Origin of the sequence: Mycoplasma leachii PG50 (genome assembly GCF_000183365.1) — a bacterium.
Classification (GTDB): Bacteria; Bacillota_I; Bacilli_A; order Mycoplasmatales; family Mycoplasmataceae; genus Mycoplasma; species Mycoplasma leachii.
Map to the genome: position 1 here is coordinate 494,016 of NC_014751.1, position 18,144 is coordinate 512,159.

Below are 18,144 nucleotides of genomic sequence, written 5' to 3' on the forward strand. Positions count from 1 at the left end.
ATAATAGGTAATATTATGATTAATAATCTTGGTATAGATATAGTTGAAAATAAAAGAATTAAAATAAAAAAAGAATTCATTATTAAAGTTTTATCAATAAATGAAATTAAGACATTTAATACTAAAAACAAAAAGCAAAAAAGAGAGTTTTTAGCTGGACGTTGAGCTATTAAAGAAGCAATTATTAAAACATTAGATGAACCAATTAGTATGAATAAAATAGATATTGAATATATTAATAATAAACCTGTAATTAAAAATCAAGAATTACAAAATATTTTAATTTCTATTTCTCATGAAAAAAAATATGCTATTGGAATTGCTCTAAAACAATATAATAATAAGTAAGATATAATATATAAAATATTTGTTTAGAAAAGTGGTTATATGAAAAAACTGTTAGTTTTATTATCAGGTAGCGTGGTATTTAGTTTAAGTTTCTTGCCTTTTTGTTTTGCAAATTTTGCCAATAGTAGCAATAATTTGATTTTAAAACAAAAAACAAATAATGAGGATGAAACAGATCTAACTAAATTACTATATAATGCATATGTTTCTATTATAAATGACGGCAGTAAATCAATAAAAGATTTAGTATTAGAAGCTATTAAAGAAAAATATAATTTTTTAGATTTTTCATCATTAGATATTGAAGTTGGAAAGGATAAGTATGGTCAAAATTCTACTTATGCACTAGTTAAACCTAAGACTAATTCTAGTAAGTATAAAAAAATAGAAGAAATTAAGTATTATGTTAAAAGGAATTTGTCACTAGAATCAAAAACAACAACAAACTTGGAAAACATTCCTATAAATACTGATACAGAAATAATAAAAAAATTTAAAGAAAAAATAGATATATCAAGTTTTGATGAAAAATCTTTTTTTATAACTGCTATAACAGAAGATTCTGCAATTGTTAATGCTAAAGAAAATAATGATGATTTTTATGGTAAAGTACAATTAAAATTTAATGCCAAGAAAAAAACGCTAGAATCAGTTTTTTATAATTTTAAACTTGAACTTAAACAAAAATTATCAGAAGATGATATCATAAAGTTTATTAAAATTAAGAAGCCTAAATTAAATAATGAAAAATTGACTGCACAAATTGATTTATCAAAAAATGCTGCAATTATAAGTGTTGAAAAATCAAACAAAAATTATCAAGGATCAGCGACCTTATTGTTTTCTTTATCAGAAGACAAACAATCAATTCCACCAAAAACACCTAATAATAAACCAGAAAAATCAGAACTTATTCAACCTAAAAACGAACTAAAATCAGAATCTAATAGCATTTTACCTAAATTAGATTCAAATTCTAAAATCTCTACTCCATCAGCTCCAATAATAGATAAAAGTCCTAATAAGTTTGAAATAAAAAAACCTATTCTGACTATTCCAAATAATACAATGAATAAATCTGATAGTAAAACAAATAAATCAAGTGGTTCAAAAACTGGTGTTATAGTTGGGTCAACTTTAGGAGTTGGTTCAATTGCTGCTGCTGGAGCAGCCGGTTCTTGATTTTATTTTAAAAAACGTCAATAAAGCATTTACTAAGTAAATAAATATCTATATAAGAGAATATTTTTGTAAAATAATTGATGATAAAATTATTTATAGAATATCCTCTTATTTTTATAAATTTATATTAAATAAGATTTAAATTTTAAATTAATTTAGTTCAATAGAAAGAATGATTAAAATGAATCAAGTTAATAGTTTAAATACAGATCCCAAAAACACACTAAATAACATTCAACATGAAAAAAAGAATAAAGATTATATTCATATTAATCCTTGAAAAATGTTATTTATGTGATTGCCTTTATTACATATTAAATTTAAAGCAGCTAAAATTGTTAGAAAAAATAAAAAGCAACCAGATATATATTCTGAAGAATACAGATATAATTGAGTTAAAAAAGCTGTTAGCAAGTTATTATATGTACTAGATGTTAATATAAAAGTTGAAGGTATTGAAAATTGAATGGATAAAGGAGTTGTTTTAGCTGCTAACCATCAATCAAATATTGATCCTGCTATTTTATTTGCTATTAACGATTTTTCTAAACAACAACCACTGGCTTTTATTGCAAAAGAAGAATTATGAACAAGTAAAAAATTTAAAAACTTTGTTAGATTAGTTGATTGTATTCCTTTAAATAGAAAAAGTCCAAGAAGTGCTTTAGAAGCTTTTAAAGAAGCAAAAGATTTAGTTGTTGAGTATAAACGCTCTTTAGTAATTTTTCCAGAAGGAACTAGAAGTCATTCTCAAGAAATGAATAGTTTTCAAGCAGCTTCTTTAAAAGTTGCTCAGATGTCACACGCTCCTATTATTCCTGTTTCAATCATTAACTCTTATTTAGTTTTTGCTGAAAAAAGACCTAAAAAAGTAGAAGTTAAAGTTGTTTTTGGTAAACCTATTTTACCAAATAAACATATTTCATTAAAAACTGAAGATTTAACTAGAGTTGTTGAAAAAAATGTTAGCTCTAATTTAAAAAAATGAGAAAACAAAGAAATGAAGTATGAGCTAAAAAAACTAACTAAAAAAGATATTAAACAACTAAAAGAAGAAGAAAAAAAACAAAAAGATAAAAAAACTACTAAAAAATCAATTAAAGATTTATTTAAAATTGTTGATTAATCAACAATTTTACTATTTTAAATTTAATCTTAGAAAAGATGTGATTTTAAATGAAACTAATCCAAAAGTTAAAAAATTTTTTTAATAATATTAAGTCTTTTTTTAAAAATAAAAATTCTGTTAAAGTTTATAATAAACCTAAAGCTATTGAAAACAAAAAAAAATTAAATTCATCTGAACAAATTAATAATTCTTCTATTAACATTTTTAATAATCAAGAATATATTGATAAAAGAGCTATTTTAGATTCACAAAATGAATTCAAATTAAAAGTAATTTTAAACAAAACACAAGTTTTAGAACAATTAATTCAAATTAAAAATACTTTTAAAGAATGTGAAGAATGCCAAAATATTTATCATTTAAAAATCGATGATATGAAAATAAAAATTTCACAATTAAAAAGATATATAGATCATAATTATGGTTTTTTAGGTAGTGAAAAAGACTATAAAGAATATGTTTTTTTGAATAATATTAAAAGTTATTCTCAAACTGATGAAAAAGCTGGATTAGATTTAATCAATGAATTAGAAGACTATTTTAATAAATATTTAAATTATGATGTTAATTATTTTGTTCCTTGTGATAAGCATAAAAACTTAATTGATGAATACAAAATATTATCAATTAAAGTTGATGATTTAGATAAAATAATTTCAAAATAATATTAAAAAACTCTATATATTCTAACTTCTTCTAAAAATGTTTCATTTTTTATATAAACTATTGAAATATGTTATAAATGATATAAAATTATTTGTGTCTTGTGTTAGAGGAAGCGAATTTATATTGCTGACTTAGCTCAGTTGGTAGAGCAATTGACTAGTAATCAATAGGTCGAAGGTTCAAATCCTTTAGTCAGCACCAGTTCTTGGAGGGGTAGCGAAGTGGCTAAACGCGGGTGGCTGTAACCCACTTCCTTACGGTTCGGGGGTTCGAATCCCTCCCCCTCCACCATTATTATTGGGCTATAGCCAAGCGGTAAGGCAAGGGACTTTGACTCCCTCATGCGCCGGTTCGAATCCTGCTAGCCCAACCATCTTGACTCGTTAGCTCAGCCGGTAGAGCAACTGGCTTTTAACCAGTGGGTCCGGGGTTCGAATCCCCGACGAGTCACCACTTATCTTCCCCAAGTGGCGGAATAGGTAGACGCATTGGACTTAAAATCCAACGGGCTTAATATCCTGTGCCGGTTCAAGTCCGGCCTTGGGGACCATTTTGAAAATAAACATGCTATAAAAGGCATGTTTTTTTATTTTCTGTTTTTTAGATAAAAAAAATGAATCTTTAAGATTCATTAAATTATTATTTTTAAAATATTATTTTGATGGAGTTGCAGGTGCTGGAGCTGGGCTTGGAGATGGTGCAGGCGCAGGAGTTGGTGTTGAAGGTTGAGATGAAGAATTTTTGTCTTTTTCTTCTTTTTTATCACTTTTTTTATTTTGTTTTTTCTCTTCTACTTTCTCTAAACTTTGGTATTTTCAATCAGTTCTAGGAGTGATCATAGGATCTGAATCTTGTAAAAGTTTAACTACATCATACATTTCAATAGATTGTTTTAAATAATTTAATCATTTGTCAAAAACATCTTTTCTAATTTCTGATCCATTAGTAAAGTTATCAATTGTTTTAGTAGCATTTTTTTGATCTTGTTTACTAAAAGTTTCAAATCCACTTACAATACCATAAAACATTTTATCTCTAATTATTAAAAATAAAGGACCTTTTAAGCTTTTAACTTTTTCTTGTAGTTTTTCTACTTTTTCAGTTACAGTGTTATTGTTTTTAGAAAAACTTGAACTAGTTTCACCATAAAAAGCTTTTGCTCAATTTTTAACAAGATATTCATTTAAGATTTTTGAAGTTAAACCTTTATTTCATATTTTATCATCTGAATCATACTTTAGATTTTTAATAACAACATCATTTGTCATGTTTTTAAAAATTTGATTATTATTTGATGATTTTTTTTCATCAATAATTCATCTTTCTTTTTTAGTTTTACTATTTTTATCTTTTTTGACATTAACATTGTTTAAGACTGTTGTATGATTTGTTGTACTATTTCAATTTAAATTATTTTTAAATTTATAAATAAAATTAGTTGCATCAGTTGTAATAGTATCATTGATTTTTTTAATAGCTTGATTTAAGGAATTAGTTTGAGTTAACTCTTCTAAACCTTGTTCAAATGATTTTGCTGATTTATTATCATTAGCTCCTAAATAAAGAATCATTGTTTTATTTTTAGATTGGTTAATCAAGTCTTCAAATTCTTGATATTGTTTGTATAATGTTTTACAACTTATAGCAAAACTAGTACTTATTGAAACAACAAATGTACAAGCAAATAACGATAGAAGTTTTTTCATTATAACACTCCTTTATCTACAACAATAATTTTACTATAATTCATTCTATTTTTACTTTTAAAATAGGATATATAATCAATAAACACTTAAAAAACTTGAAAACCTTTTTTTAAATTGGTAATATCTTATAAGTGTTATAAAAGTTTGATATGTGTGAAAGGTGGTAGTTAAGATGCGTGAAAAATACATTTTACGTTGTACAGTTTGTAAAAATGAAAACTACATCGGTAAGAATGATAAAAAGAAACCTAAAATAGAAGTTTCAAAATACTGCAGTAATTGTAATAAACATGAAACTCACAAGCAAAAAAAATAGTCAAATGACTATTTTTTTATTTATTAAATTTAAAATAAAAATAAGGATTTTTAAAATATATGATTATTCAAAAAACTTATAAGAATAATAAGCCAACAGTTTATTTAATTACAACTCCAATTGGAAACTTAGAAGATATTAGCTTAAGAGCAATTCAAACTTTAAAACAAGTTGATGTTATTTGTTGTGAAGATACTAGAACTAGTAAAGTTCTACTTGATAAATATCAGATTACTAGTAATTTATTATCACTACATAAATTTAATGAAAATTTAAGAATCGATCAAATTATAAATATATTGAACCAAAATAAAAATATTGCAATTATAAGTGATGCTGGTGTTCCTATAATAAGTGATCCAGCAAGTTATCTAATTAATCAATTAAAAGAATTAGAAATTAATTGTAATATTACAGCAATAGGTGCTGGATCTGCTTATGTGTATGCTTTGATTTCTAGTGGTTTTTTGATTGATAGTCATTATTTTTATGGTTTTTTAAAAAATAAAAATCAAATCAGTAAACAAAATGAATTAAATGAATTAATTAATAAATATGCTAATGATTCAATTATTTGTTTATATGAATCAGTTCATAGACTTAAATCCACTATAAATTGTTTAAATGAAATATTAGATAAAAATCATAAAATAGTTATTGCTAAAGAATTAACTAAAATAAATGAAGAGATTATTTATGGAACTATTGATCAAATTAATAAGTATATAAATAGTGATGAATTTGTTTTAAAAGGTGAATTTGTAATCATTATTGACAAAATCGTTAAAATAAATAAAAACAAATTTACTGATTTAGAATTAATTAATCTAATAGATGAACAAATCACAAAAGGTTATAAATTAAAGCAAGCTTGTGAAATTGTATATTTAAAAACTAAAATTTCAAAAAATATTTTATATAAAAAGTACACTTTGAAAAAAAATTTCTAATACCTTAATAGGAGGTATACTATGAAAGAAATTAATTTAGAAGACACAAAAGAAATTATTGGAGGCGCTAGTATTAGTGGAGCTTTAGTTACTGGAATAGCTAAAATTGTACAATCTGGATTTGAAGGAATTTCTAATTTTATAACTGATATTGCAAGTATAGGTTTTGCTTTTTATCAAGCAAGCAAAAATCCAATAAAAGCAGAATATAAAATTGGAAATAACAGTTTTAAAGTTGATAATACTAAATTAGTTGATTTAAAAATTCAACAAACAAAAGCTCAAGAAATTAAAATTCCAGTTCTAGAAGTAGGAAATAGTAAAAATAATATTAAAATAAATTACAACGATGCTTATAACAATAGTGATTCATCAACTGATATTTATAGTGATTTTGATCAAAGTATTAGTATTTTTGATTAATTAAAACCTTTTTAGTAGTTATCTTGTTTTATTTAATTCAATATAGTAATATATAAATGTTGAAAAAAAGTTTCAACCGCTCTTTTGTGTGTTTTAAAGAAGTATAACTCACATACATAGGCGAGTCTAGACTGGAGGAAAATAATGTTTGCAATCATTAAGACTGGTGGAAAACAAATTAAAGTTGAACCAGGTCAAGAAATTTTTATTGAAAAAATTAAAGGTGAAGTTAATGATAAAATTGCATTTGATGAAATTTTAATGATTGATGGTAAAATTGGAACACCAACTATTAAAGGTGCTAAAGTTTTAGGAACAATCATTAAACAAGGAAAAGCAAAAAAAATCCGTGTTATAAGATATCATCCAAAGAAAAATGTAAATAAAATTTATGGTCATAGACAACCTTATACAAAAGTAAAAATTGAAGAAATTAGTGCTAAGTAATTATGGTTGATATCATAATTAAATATAAAGATAATAAAATCATTAAATTACAAATGCAAGGTCACGCTAATAGTGCAGAATATGGAAAAGATTTAGTGTGTGCTGGCTTAACTGCTATTATTAGTGGAGCTTTGAATGCAATTGATAATTATTATAAAAATGATGTAGATATTGAAGTTTTAGAAAATAAAATAACTATTTTTGTAAAAAAAGAAGATAATCAAAATTTACAATTAATGTTAAATATGTTAAAAATTCAATTACAAACTATTACTATTCAATATAAAAAAAACACAAGATTAAAGGAGGTGTCTTAAAATGCGTTTCTTATTAGGTTTACAATATTTTGCTTCTAAAAAAGGAGTTGGGTCAACTAAAAATGGTCGTGATTCAGAATCTAAACGTTTAGGAGCTAAAAAATCTGATGGTCAATTCACTAATGCTGGTTCAATTATTTATAGACAAAGAGGAACTAAAATTCATCCTGGTTTAAACGTTGGACGAGGTGGAGATGATACTTTATTTGCTTTAATTTCTGGTATTGTTAAGTATGAAAAATTTGGAAAAAACCGTACTAGAGTAAGTGTTATTCCTAACTAATAGTTAAGAGCTCTTTTGAGTTCTTTTTTTATGTTTTTTTTAAAATTGATTAACTTTTAGACTAATCTAGTCTAGTAGTAATATAAGAAAATACTATATTAGATATAATAATAGTATAAGGATACTTAATAAATAGCATTACATTTCTTATTTAAAAATTAATATAGTATAAGAAAGGCGGTAGATATATATGAAAAGCCTAAAAGGTGTGTTTGCTGCTTTATTGATTCCATATAAAAAAGATGGTTCAATAGATGAGCAAGCATTAAAAAAGTTTATTGATTATAATATTGAAATTTCAAAAGTTGATGGACTTTATGTAAATGGGTCAACTGGTGAAGCTTTCTTGCTTTCAAATTCAGAAAGAAAAAAAATTTTAGAAATTGTTGCTAAACATGTTAATAAAAGAATACCATTAATTGCTCAAGTTGGCTCTTTAAACATTTATGAATCAATAGAGCAAGCAAAATTAGCTGAACAATTAGAATATGATGCTATTAGTGCTGTTACTCCTTTTTATTACAAGTTTAGTTTAGATCAAATTTTAAATTATTATAAAGAAATTAAAAAATCAACAAATTTGCCTTTAATTGCTTATTATATCCCATTATTATCAGGTGTTAATTTTTCACTTGAAGCTTTTGAAAAATTATTTGCTATTAATGGAATTATTGGAGTTAAATTCACAGCAACTGATTTATATACTTTAGAAAGAATTAAAGCAAAATTTCCTGATAAATTAGTATATTATGGCTTTGATGAACAACAATTATCTGCATCAATTTATAATATTGATGGTTTTATAGGCTCAACATTTAATGTTAATGCAAAAAAAGCAAAACAATTATTTGAACTAGTTAAAAATGGATACAACCAACAAGCTTTAGAATTACAAAAACAAATTAATGATTTTATTGATATAGTTTTAGCAAATGGATTATATGCAATTTTAAAAGAAATTATTAGACAGCATTATGATTTAAGTGAAGTATTTTGTAGATTACCAATGACTCAATCAATTTCTCAATATGCATTAAAAGCAAAAGAGATTCAAGAAAAATATTTAAAAGATATTTAGAATATGAGTAATTTAATTTTATTTACTAAAAATATGACTAATGCTGCTATTAAATCATTTCATTGAGCAGATTATGTAGTATTGGTAATTTATTTATTATTTACATTGTCAATTGGTCTATACTTTCAAATTAAATCAAAACTACAAAAAGCTAATAATACTGATGAATATTTTAAAGCAGGAGGAAAAACCCCGGGTTGAGTAGCTGGTTTTTCAATTTATGCAACTACTTTATCAGCTATTACTTATATGGCTACACCAGCAAAAGCCTTTTCATCAGACTGGTTATTTGCATTTGGAAATCTAACAATTTTTATTGCTACTCCATTATTGATTAGATTTATAATTCCGTTTTTTAAAAAATTAAATGATGTTTCTGGTTATGGTTTTTTAGAAAAACGTTTTAGTTACTTTTTAAGAGTGTCTGCTAGTTTAATGTTTATTTTATTTCATGTTATTAGAGTTGGTTTAATTATTTATTTACCAACTATTGCTTTAACTGCAGTTACAAATATTAATCCTTATTTAATAGCTGTTATTATCGGAATATTTTGTGTAATTTCAACTGTTTTAGGTGGATTAAATGGAGTTATCTGATCTGATTTTATTCAAGCTATTGTTTTAATAGGTGGGATTTTATTAGCAATTATTTTTGCTTTAATAAAAATAGAAAATTTATCAGAAGTAAATAACATTGTAATTAACAATCATAAATTACTAGAAAAAGAATCAATTATTCCACAAAATTGAGCCAAACCTTGAATACTAGTTCTATTTTTTGGTCAATTAATTAATACTTTTTATCAATATATAGGTTCACAAGATGTTGTTCAAAGATATCAATCAAATCAAAGTTTTAAACAAGTAAAAAAAGGTTTATGAACTAATGCTATTTTAGCTTTAATTACTATTTTACTATTTTATGGTATGGGTACATTGCTATATGCTTTTTATGTTCAAAAAACAGGGTTAACTAATATAGAAGATATAATGAAAAGTATTGGAATTAAAGCAAATAATCAAATTTTACCTTATTTTATAGTAACAGTATTACCAATTGGTATAAGTGGGTTAATAATTGCTGGAATTTATTCAGCATCAATGAGTACAATAACATCATCACTTCATTCAGCTGCTACTTGTATTGTTGAAGACATTTTAGTAAGAATTAAATCTAATTTAAAAGATAAAGAAAAAATGTATTGAGCAAAAGGATTAATTCTAGGTATTGGTTTATTAGGAACTATTGCTTCAATAGTTTTAATTATTTCTAAAGCTGATAATTTATTAGATTTATTTGCTGCTGTTATTGGATTGTTTGGAACTTCAGTTACTGTAATTTATTTATTAGGTATTTTTACAAAAAGAACTTCAAATATTGGAGCAATTTTAGGATCAATTAGTTCATTTATTATTGTTTTAGCTATTTTTATAGTTAATAAAACATCAAAAACTACTGTAGTTTCAGATTTTTATGGAATTATTTTAGCTTTTATAGTTGGATTATTATTAGGATATTTATCAAGTTTCATTTTTAAAAATAAAAAAATTGATAAACTAGAAGGTTTGACTATACATACTTTTTCAAAAGAAGATTTTAATAAAATGATTGAAGCTGGTGAAAAAGAATGACAAGAAATTAAAGCTAATGAAAATCAATTTAAAAAAGATTTAATTAAAAAAATTAGACAAAAAAAGTAGCTAAAAGTGATTAGGAGAAAAAATGATTTACGACAAAATTTCTAATTTAAATAGATATTTAAATATTCATAAAAATATTGATTTAGCTATTAAGTTCATTCAAGAACATGATTTAAAATCTCTTAAAAATGGAATTAATGTTATAAATGATAAACTATTTTATAATAAATTTACTACAAAAACACTAGATATAAATGATGCTATTTTTGAATCACATGATAAATATTTAGACCTTCACATTATTATTAGTGGAGATGAATATATTGGTCATGAGTTTGTAAATGATTTAAATGAACAAGTTTTATATAACCAAAAAGATGATGTTTATTTATATAAAACAAAAGCTACAAAAACAATTTATCAAAATGATCAAAGTTTTTCTTTATTTTTTTCAACAGATGCACATTCACCAAAAATCAAAGCTAATTTTAATGAAATTACTAAAATAGTTTTTAAAATTTTATATGACTAATATAAAAAAATATTTATCTATTGATATTGGTGGAACTTCTATAAAATATGGTGTCTTTAATCAAGATTTAAAACCTATATTTATTAATAGTATTAAAACTATTCCTATAAAAGATGAATTAATTAAACAATTAATTGATATTATCAGTTCTAATTTACCACTTGATGGTATAGGAATAGCGACTGCTGGAGTTGTTGATAAAAACGGAGTGATTAAATTTGCAAATCAAAATATTAAAAATTATTCTAATTTTGACTTAAAAACTTATATAAAAGATTTTTTAATTAATTATAAAAATTTAGTTCCAATTGAAATTATTAATGATGCTAATAGTGCTAGTTATATTGAATATGTTAATGATAAAGAAATTAAAAATAGTATCACACTAACTCTAGGAACTGGAGTTGGTATGGGGATCATTTTAAATGAAAAACTTTTTTTAGGAAATAATGGTATAGCTGGAGAAATTGGAGCAATTAAAAATTCAAATAAAATTCTTGATACAGAATTATCTTGATCTAAATTTATTGAAAAATTAAATCAACAAAAGCATAATTATAATTCTAGTGATATTTGAACTTTATATAATCAAAATGATTTTTATAAAGAACAAATAGATATTTATTTAGATAAATTAGTTAATTTATTATGCACAATTTCTTATTTATTATCTCCAGAAGTAATTTATATTGGTGGTGGATTTAGTTATTGTGGTGAACAAATTTTAGAATTAATAAATGCTAAATTTAAAAAAGAATTTATATTTTATAATATTAATACAATACAAATAAAATACACTTTAAATAAAAATGACTCTGGTATTTTAGGAGTTTTACATTTATTAGTTGATAAACATTTTAAAAATTAGAATTTATAACCTCTAATTAAATTAGAGGTTTTGTTTTATAATAATTTAGAAAGTTATTTATTTTTTAAGAAGGGTTAATATGGATTTAATTAATCAAATTAAAAATACATTAATTGTTTCTTGTCAAGCAATCGATGATGAACCTTTAAATGATAGTTATGTTTTAAGCAAAATGGCTTATGCACTAGTTTTAGGCGGATCTAAAGTATTAAGATTAAGTCAAGTTGAACATATTAAAGCAGTTAAGAAAGTTGTAGATGTTCCAATTATTGGTTTAATTAAAAAACGTTATGACAATAGTGAAGTTTTTATTACTCCAACAATTAAAGAAGTAGATCAATTAGTTGATTTAAAAGTAGACATTATTGCTCTTGATGCTACTTTAAGAACTAGACCTGATCAAGATTTAACAACTTTAGTTAAAACAATTAAAACAAAATATCCTAATCAATTATTAATGGCTGATTGTTCTAGTGTAGAAGATGCTATTAATGCTCAGAATTTAGGATTTGATTTAATAGGTTCGACTTTAAGAGGTTGTACAAGCCAAACAAAAGGACATAACAATTTAGAAAATGATTATCAATTTTTAAGAGATTTAAAAAAAGTAATTACAAAACCAATTATTGCTGAAGGTGGAATATGAACTCCACAACAAGCAAAAGAAATTTTAAATTTAGGAATACATAGTGTTGTTGTTGGAACTGCTATAACTAGATTACATTTAATTGTTAAATATTGAAACGATATTTTAAAATAAATTTATATGAACAAATATTTTAATTTTGTTTTTTTTATTTAGACTATAATATATAGTCTTTTTTTAAGATAAATAATTTAACTATATTTATAGCTAAGATGATAAATGATTATTATATTTGATTTATTATATTATTATATTAGGAGTGCATATTATGAAAGTCGATGAAAAAGAATTAATATCTAAATATTTTGATCAAGCATTAAATGAAACAATGAAAGTTGTGTCTATTCCTTCTTTTTTAACTGCTCCAACAAAAGATGCTCCTTATGGAAAAGGTTGTAAAGAGGTATTAGATTATGTAATTGATCTAGCTAATAATTTAGGTTTTCAAACTTATAAAGATATTAATAATAAATACGGATTTGTTGATTATGGAACTGGAGAGAAATTATTTGTAATTTTAGCTCACTTAGATGTAGTTCCACCAGGAAATATTGAACAATGAGTTACTGATCCTTTCACACCAATTATCAAAGATAATAAATTAATTGGAAGAGGAACTTTTGATGATAAAGGTCCTGCTATGATGAATTTATTTGCCCTAAAATATTTAAAGGATCATAATTATATATCTTCAAAATATAAAATTAGACTAATTTTTGGATTAACTGAAGAAACTACATGAGATTCAATTGAAACTTATGTTAAAGATCATGGGATTGCTGATTTAGGATATACTCCAGATGGTGAATTTCCTGTTGTTTATGCTGAAAAATGAATTGCTGATTTAGATATTGTTTCTAATGAAGAAACTGATATTCAAATTAGTGGTGGAGCTGCTTATAATGTAGTTTGTGACACTGTTTGATATAAAGGACCAAAAATTAAAGAAATACAAGAATATCTAAATAAAAATGATATAACAACTAAAATTGAAAATGATAAGTTAATTGTTCAAGGAAAAGCCGGGCATGGTAGTTTACCTTGATATGGAATTAATGCAGCAACTTGATTAGCTAAAAGTATGTATGAAAATGATGTTCATCATAAAATTATAGATTATTTAGCTAATGATGTACATTTAGACTTTAATCTAAAAAATGTTTTTGGTGATATTTCTGATGAGACTGGTGAACTTACTCAAAACGTTGGAATTATTCAAATTAAAAATAAAGATTCTAAAATTTGTTTAAATTTTAGAATCCCTGTATTCACTAATCCAAATCAAATTTTCATTCCAACATTAACTAAGTATTTAGAAAAAATTAATTTATCTTTAGAAGTTAAAAAGATTGATAATAGTTTGTATGTTCATCAAGATTCTGATTTAATTAAAAAAATTATGAAAGTTTATCAAGAAGTAACTCAAGACTACAAGGCAAAACCTATAGCTATTGGTGGTGGAACATATGCTAAAGCTATGCCTAATGTTGTAGCTTTTGGTGCAGAATTTGATATTGAAAATTCAACAATGCATGCTTACAATGAGTATGTTAAAATTGATGATCTAAAAAAAATGTTAGAAATTTATACTAAAGCTATTGTTTTACTAACTGAATAAATTGGATCTGATGTTTTTATTTTTTATATATAGATATTAAAAAGAAAGAGATATGATGAAAAAATATTTATTTAATTTATTAACTATAATTTATATGTTTATGATCGTTATAATTGCAAATGAATCATTTGGTTATGGTCATAATGCTCAACTACACTTACTAGGTAGAGTTAATCCTGCTTATGGTTTAGCTGTAAGTGGAATTGTTTTAAGTTCATTATTATTAGTTATTCCTTTTTTACTAACTTTTGTTAAACAAACTAGAAAAGTAGAAAAAATTTTATTTATAACTAATTTTGTAATTTTTGTTATTACTATAGTTTTATTATTTTTAGCAATCATATTTTTTATGGTTAATAAAATAGGCGCTATTGGATCACATATTGGAATTATTGTTTTATATTTAACTGTAGTTGGTATAGTTTGTCAAAATTATTCTAATATTTTTAAAATTAAACTAAATAAAAAGAATAAACTAAATACAGATAAATAAAATAATGATTATTAAGGAGAAATATGAGTAAAAAAGTTAGCATTATTTTAATAGCTGGTGGTAGTGCTAGTGGAAAAACAACTATTGCTAGTAAAATAGCTAATGAGATTTTAAAAGATAAATCTGTAGAACATATTTCAATGGATAATTACTATAAAGATTTTACTAACTTATCTTTAGAGCAAAGAAACCATATTAATTTTGATCACCCAAATTCAATTGATATTGATCTTTTAATTAAAGATTTAAAACAACTTTTAAAAAGACATGATATTTTTGTTCCAACTTATGATTATAAAAAACATATTAGAACAAATAAAGAAAAACTAATTAAAGCTAGTGATGTTATTATAGTTGATGGCATCTTTTCATTACATTTTGAAAAATTACGCGAACTTGGAGATATTAAAATATTTGTAAAAACTCCTGATGATTTAAGATTTATTAGAAGATTAGTCAGAGATATAAAAGAGCGTAATAGAACTATTGAAAGTGTTATTGATCAATACTTAACTGATGTTAAACCTATGCATGATCTTTTTATAGAACAAACTATTGATTATGCAGATATTGTAATACCATTTAAAAAAGGAAATGATGTAGCTATTGATATAGTTGCTTCAAAAATTAAAGACTTATTAAATTAAAATTACTTAATAAAAAACAAAATAAGTATTATTTAAAAAGCGTTACTAAAAAAAGTAACGCTTTTTTATATCTAATTATTTATTTGATATGTTTTTTATTTTTGTTTTTAATTATAATTATGATTATTGTAATTATAGTTATTAAATTAATAGGTAAAATTATTGGTAAAACTATAATTAAAATATTTTTACTTTTATTTTTTTGTAAGTTATATTTTTCAAGATTAATTTTAATTATTGAAGAAGAATCATGATTAAGATCATCTTTATATTTAAAATAAACTATTTTATTAAAAGGAATTTCTAATTTATCAAGTGAATGATATTCTTTAAATACTTTATTATCATATGAGTATAAAACTTTATTATCAAATATTAATTTATCTTTATTTATAATTGATGATTCTGAAACCTTTTTTGGTTTTATTGATCATTTAAATTCTAATTTGTTTTTATTATTATTAAATACATAATTAGTATCAATAATTTCTAATATTGTTATATAGTTTCCTGAATTAATATGTTCATTATTAGTTATTTTTATAATATTTTTATCAATTGGTGTATCAAATTCTAGTTTGTGGTAGTTTTTATCATATATAAATGTATTTTCTAGTTTAGGTTTGATATTTATTATTCTTTTTACAGGATTGATATGAAAATCAAGATTATATGTTTTGTTATCATATTCAAATTCTAAAATAATTTTATTGTCATTATATTTTATTGTATCAATATATTCATTATTAATATTTTTAATTTTTACATTTGGTTTTATATGTTTTATTTGGTTATTATTTATTATTTTAATATCAAATTCATCATTAATTTTTTGATTTGTTAAATAGTCTTTTTTAATATTATTTATTATTAAAATTGGTTCTTCTTCTTTAAATACAGGTTTAATAATAATTGGTGTATTATATGTTTGATTATTAGTTTTATGTTTATTACCTATATAATTTAAATTTAATACATTAGTTTTTAAACTATTTATAATTTCATATGATATATAGTACTTATTTTTAGATTGATCAAATAATAGATCTTGTTCTTCTCCGTTTTTATTTATATATACATATTTTAAAAACTTTAAATTATTATTTGTAGGTGTGTCTAAATACTTTTTATCAAAATAACTATTTTTAAAAAAAGGAATTTCATTAGCTAAATTTTTAATTTTAGTATTATTTGTTAAATAAATTTTTGCAAAATAATAATTAATATTATTATCTAGTCTATAAAATTGATACTTATTTGAAGCTATTTTTTTATTATCTACATATTTATCTATATCTAATTGAAATTCATTTTGATCTTTATTTAAAATATTTTCAGGTTTTAAGATATCTTTTTGATTTATTTTATAGCTTATTTTATCTTTTTTATCACTATAAAGATAAAGAGGTTTGTATTCAAAATTAAGATTATTATTTTTATCTATAAGAATTACAGGTAAATTGTCATTTGCAACAAAACTATTATAGTTATGAAAAACTAAATGTTGTTTGTTATTATAATCTCAATATGAGTTAGCTGAAATTGTATTTGTTTGATCTAAAAGATAAATTTGTCTATGTTCATGTTTAACTTTTATTGTATTTGTTTTATCTTTTAATAAACTATATTGATAGATTAGTTTAACTGTATAACTACCAGATTTTAATTTATCTTTACTTTGAATAGTTATTTTATTTTGATCAGAATTTATTTTAAATAAATCAGAAACATCAAGATCATTTAAATAAACATAAGCATTAATATTATAGAGTTTAGCAAGATTATTATTAATTTGATATTCTATTTTTACATCTTGAGTTGTATTAAAAATATTTGTGTTTTTTGCTTTTGAACTATAGTTTTTTTGACCATAATTTTTTGTATTGTAATAATTAGAAAATTCGTTATTAAAATTATTATTACTTTTTGAAATTAATAATTTATCACCAATATATTCGTACCCATTTAAATCATTAATAATTGCTTTAGAATTATAAGGTAAAAAATTTATCCCATCATTATTACTATAATAACCATCACTATTTAAAACAATAAAAGCCCCTTTAGAATTATCACTAGCTAAATATTGATCATCTCACCCAATAATACTTACAGCATGTGTATTTATTTTACTAGTATAAATTAGTTCATGAACTTTAGTTTTATTATTAGTTTTTATACTAATATGTTTGTAGTTTTGATTTTCTTTAGTAGCATAGTTTTTAATTGGAACAAATAATGAACCATTATTTACTATATGTTTTTTTATATTTAAAAGATCGTATCTATTAAATCTAACATCTTTTACTTGATCTCTAAATGATTTAATGTTTTTAGAATTATATATTTTTTGTAATCAAGTTTTATATTCACCTTTATTTGGTACATAATATAAATCACCAAGCTTAAAATCAGATTCAAAAGCAATTCCATTTTCTTTAATTAGTTGATCATAATCAAAAAACCAAGCACCACCACCAATTAGATCTTTTTGATTAATTGAAATGCTTGCTTCTGATAAATCATACATTTCATTATTATTAATCATTAATGAAGTTTCTAATGATTTTGTAGCACTAAAATCTCAACACAACCCAGTATTATATTGATATTGATTAAATAAAATATAATCATCTCTTAAAGAATAATATGATCTATTTTCTTTTGATAAATTAGTATTATTTGAAGTATTAGTAATCATTTTATTAACATAAGTTATGTTAATATTTTGATTTGTTTTTAAAAATATAAAAAAAATAACAACAGATATTATTATTGATTGTAATAATAAAATAATTTTTTTATTAGTTTTGTTCATAATCTTATTAGTAATTTAAATTAAAATTGTAAATTA

At 22.7% G+C, this 18,144-nt stretch carries 20 protein-coding genes, 5 tRNA genes and 1 other annotated feature; of the genes, 23 read left to right on the top strand and 2 right to left on the bottom strand.

Going from position 1 to position 18,144, the window contains the following annotated elements; all coding sequences use genetic code 4:
* Positions 1–15 precede the first annotated feature (15 nt).
* From MSB_RS02010 to MSB_RS02050, 9 genes are all read left to right on the top strand, one after another.
* Positions 16–348, top strand: a complete 333-nt coding sequence (locus MSB_RS02010) for a 4'-phosphopantetheinyl transferase superfamily protein (protein ID WP_013447713.1) — start codon at positions 16–18, stop codon at positions 346–348.
* Between the two features lie 39 nt (positions 349–387).
* Positions 388–1,554 carry a hypothetical protein gene (locus tag MSB_RS02015; protein WP_013447714.1) on the top strand — a complete coding sequence of 389 codons (1,167 nt, stop codon included), beginning with the start codon at positions 388–390 and terminating at the stop codon, positions 1,552–1,554.
* 157 nt (positions 1,555–1,711) lie between these two features.
* Complete coding sequence (locus tag MSB_RS02020; RefSeq protein ID WP_013447715.1) at positions 1,712–2,656, top strand: lysophospholipid acyltransferase family protein; 945 nt, start codon at positions 1,712–1,714, stop codon at positions 2,654–2,656.
* Positions 2,657–2,706: 50 nt separating this feature from the next.
* Entirely contained in the window at positions 2,707–3,324 is a 618-nt protein-coding gene (locus MSB_RS02025) for a hypothetical protein (protein ID WP_013447716.1), read from the top strand.
* A gap of 126 nt (positions 3,325–3,450) precedes the next feature.
* A tRNA-Thr gene (locus MSB_RS02030) sits at positions 3,451–3,526 on the top strand.
* A 6-nt stretch (positions 3,527–3,532) separates the two neighbouring features.
* Positions 3,533–3,616, top strand: a tRNA-Tyr gene (locus MSB_RS02035).
* 7 nt (positions 3,617–3,623) lie between these two features.
* Positions 3,624–3,698, top strand: a tRNA-Gln gene (locus tag MSB_RS02040).
* A gap of 4 nt (positions 3,699–3,702) precedes the next feature.
* Positions 3,703–3,778, top strand: a tRNA-Lys gene (locus tag MSB_RS02045).
* Positions 3,779–3,786: 8 nt separating this feature from the next.
* Positions 3,787–3,875 (top strand) — tRNA-Leu (locus tag MSB_RS02050).
* Positions 3,876–3,978: 103 nt separating this feature from the next.
* Here MSB_RS02050 and MSB_RS02055 read toward each other — a convergent pair.
* Complete coding sequence (locus MSB_RS02055; protein ID WP_013447717.1) at positions 3,979–5,031, bottom strand: hypothetical protein; 1,053 nt, start codon at positions 5,029–5,031, stop codon at positions 3,979–3,981.
* A gap of 172 nt (positions 5,032–5,203) precedes the next feature.
* On the opposite strand from MSB_RS02055, the gene rpmG reads away from it, so the two are divergent.
* The 14 genes from rpmG to udk all read left to right on the top strand — a co-directional run bounded on the left by rpmG (position 5,204) and on the right by udk (position 15,290).
* On the top strand, positions 5,204–5,347 hold the full coding sequence (gene rpmG / locus MSB_RS02060; protein WP_013729662.1) for a 50S ribosomal protein L33: 144 nt from the start codon (positions 5,204–5,206) through the stop codon (positions 5,345–5,347).
* Between the two features lie 59 nt (positions 5,348–5,406).
* Entirely contained in the window at positions 5,407–6,297 is an 891-nt protein-coding gene (gene rsmI, locus MSB_RS02065; protein ID WP_013447718.1) for a 16S rRNA (cytidine(1402)-2'-O)-methyltransferase, read from the top strand.
* Between the two features lie 21 nt (positions 6,298–6,318).
* Positions 6,319–6,720, top strand: a complete 402-nt coding sequence (locus MSB_RS02070) for a hypothetical protein (RefSeq protein ID WP_013447719.1) — start codon at positions 6,319–6,321, stop codon at positions 6,718–6,720.
* Positions 6,721–6,784: 64 nt separating this feature from the next.
* Positions 6,785–6,858: a sequence feature (ribosomal protein L21 leader region), on the top strand.
* A gap of 6 nt (positions 6,859–6,864) precedes the next feature.
* On the top strand, positions 6,865–7,167 hold the full coding sequence (rplU, locus tag MSB_RS02075) for a 50S ribosomal protein L21 (protein WP_013447720.1): 303 nt from the start codon (positions 6,865–6,867) through the stop codon (positions 7,165–7,167).
* A gap of 2 nt (positions 7,168–7,169) precedes the next feature.
* Positions 7,170–7,484: a ribosomal-processing cysteine protease Prp gene (locus MSB_RS02080; protein WP_011387288.1), complete on the top strand. Its 315-nt coding sequence runs from the start codon at positions 7,170–7,172 to the stop codon at positions 7,482–7,484.
* A 1-nt stretch (position 7,485) separates the two neighbouring features.
* Entirely contained in the window at positions 7,486–7,767 is a 282-nt protein-coding gene (rpmA, locus tag MSB_RS02085; RefSeq protein WP_011387289.1) for a 50S ribosomal protein L27, read from the top strand.
* A 190-nt stretch (positions 7,768–7,957) separates the two neighbouring features.
* Positions 7,958–8,845, top strand: a complete 888-nt coding sequence (locus MSB_RS02090; protein WP_013447721.1) for an N-acetylneuraminate lyase — start codon at positions 7,958–7,960, stop codon at positions 8,843–8,845.
* Between the two features lie 3 nt (positions 8,846–8,848).
* The gene (locus tag MSB_RS02095; RefSeq protein WP_013447722.1) at positions 8,849–10,546 is read left to right on the top strand and encodes a sodium:solute symporter; all 1,698 of its coding nucleotides are present in this window, start codon (positions 8,849–8,851) and stop codon (positions 10,544–10,546) included.
* Positions 10,547–10,568: 22 nt separating this feature from the next.
* A complete protein-coding gene (locus MSB_RS02100) occupies positions 10,569–11,018 on the top strand; it encodes a YhcH/YjgK/YiaL family protein (RefSeq protein WP_013447723.1) in 450 nt (149 codons plus the stop codon).
* Positions 11,011–11,886, top strand: coding sequence for an ROK family protein (locus tag MSB_RS02105; protein ID WP_013447724.1), 876 nt, complete (start codon positions 11,011–11,013; stop codon positions 11,884–11,886). Before MSB_RS02100 ends, MSB_RS02105 begins: the two co-directional genes overlap by 8 nt.
* A 79-nt stretch (positions 11,887–11,965) precedes the next feature.
* A complete protein-coding gene (locus tag MSB_RS02110) occupies positions 11,966–12,646 on the top strand; it encodes an N-acetylmannosamine-6-phosphate 2-epimerase (protein WP_013447725.1) in 681 nt (226 codons plus the stop codon).
* Positions 12,647–12,800: 154 nt separating this feature from the next.
* On the top strand, positions 12,801–14,150 hold the full coding sequence (locus MSB_RS02115) for a M20 family metallopeptidase (RefSeq protein ID WP_013447726.1): 1,350 nt from the start codon (positions 12,801–12,803) through the stop codon (positions 14,148–14,150).
* Between the two features lie 52 nt (positions 14,151–14,202).
* Positions 14,203–14,643: a hypothetical protein gene (locus MSB_RS02120; RefSeq protein ID WP_014584380.1), complete on the top strand. Its 441-nt coding sequence runs from the start codon at positions 14,203–14,205 to the stop codon at positions 14,641–14,643.
* A gap of 23 nt (positions 14,644–14,666) precedes the next feature.
* Entirely contained in the window at positions 14,667–15,290 is a 624-nt protein-coding gene (udk, locus tag MSB_RS02125; RefSeq protein WP_013447728.1) for a uridine kinase, read from the top strand.
* Between the two features lie 79 nt (positions 15,291–15,369).
* Here the strand turns inward: udk and MSB_RS02130 are convergent, their stop codons facing one another.
* A complete protein-coding gene (locus tag MSB_RS02130) occupies positions 15,370–18,108 on the bottom strand; it encodes a C1 family peptidase (protein WP_013447729.1) in 2,739 nt (912 codons plus the stop codon).
* Positions 18,109–18,144: the final 36 nt, after the last annotated feature.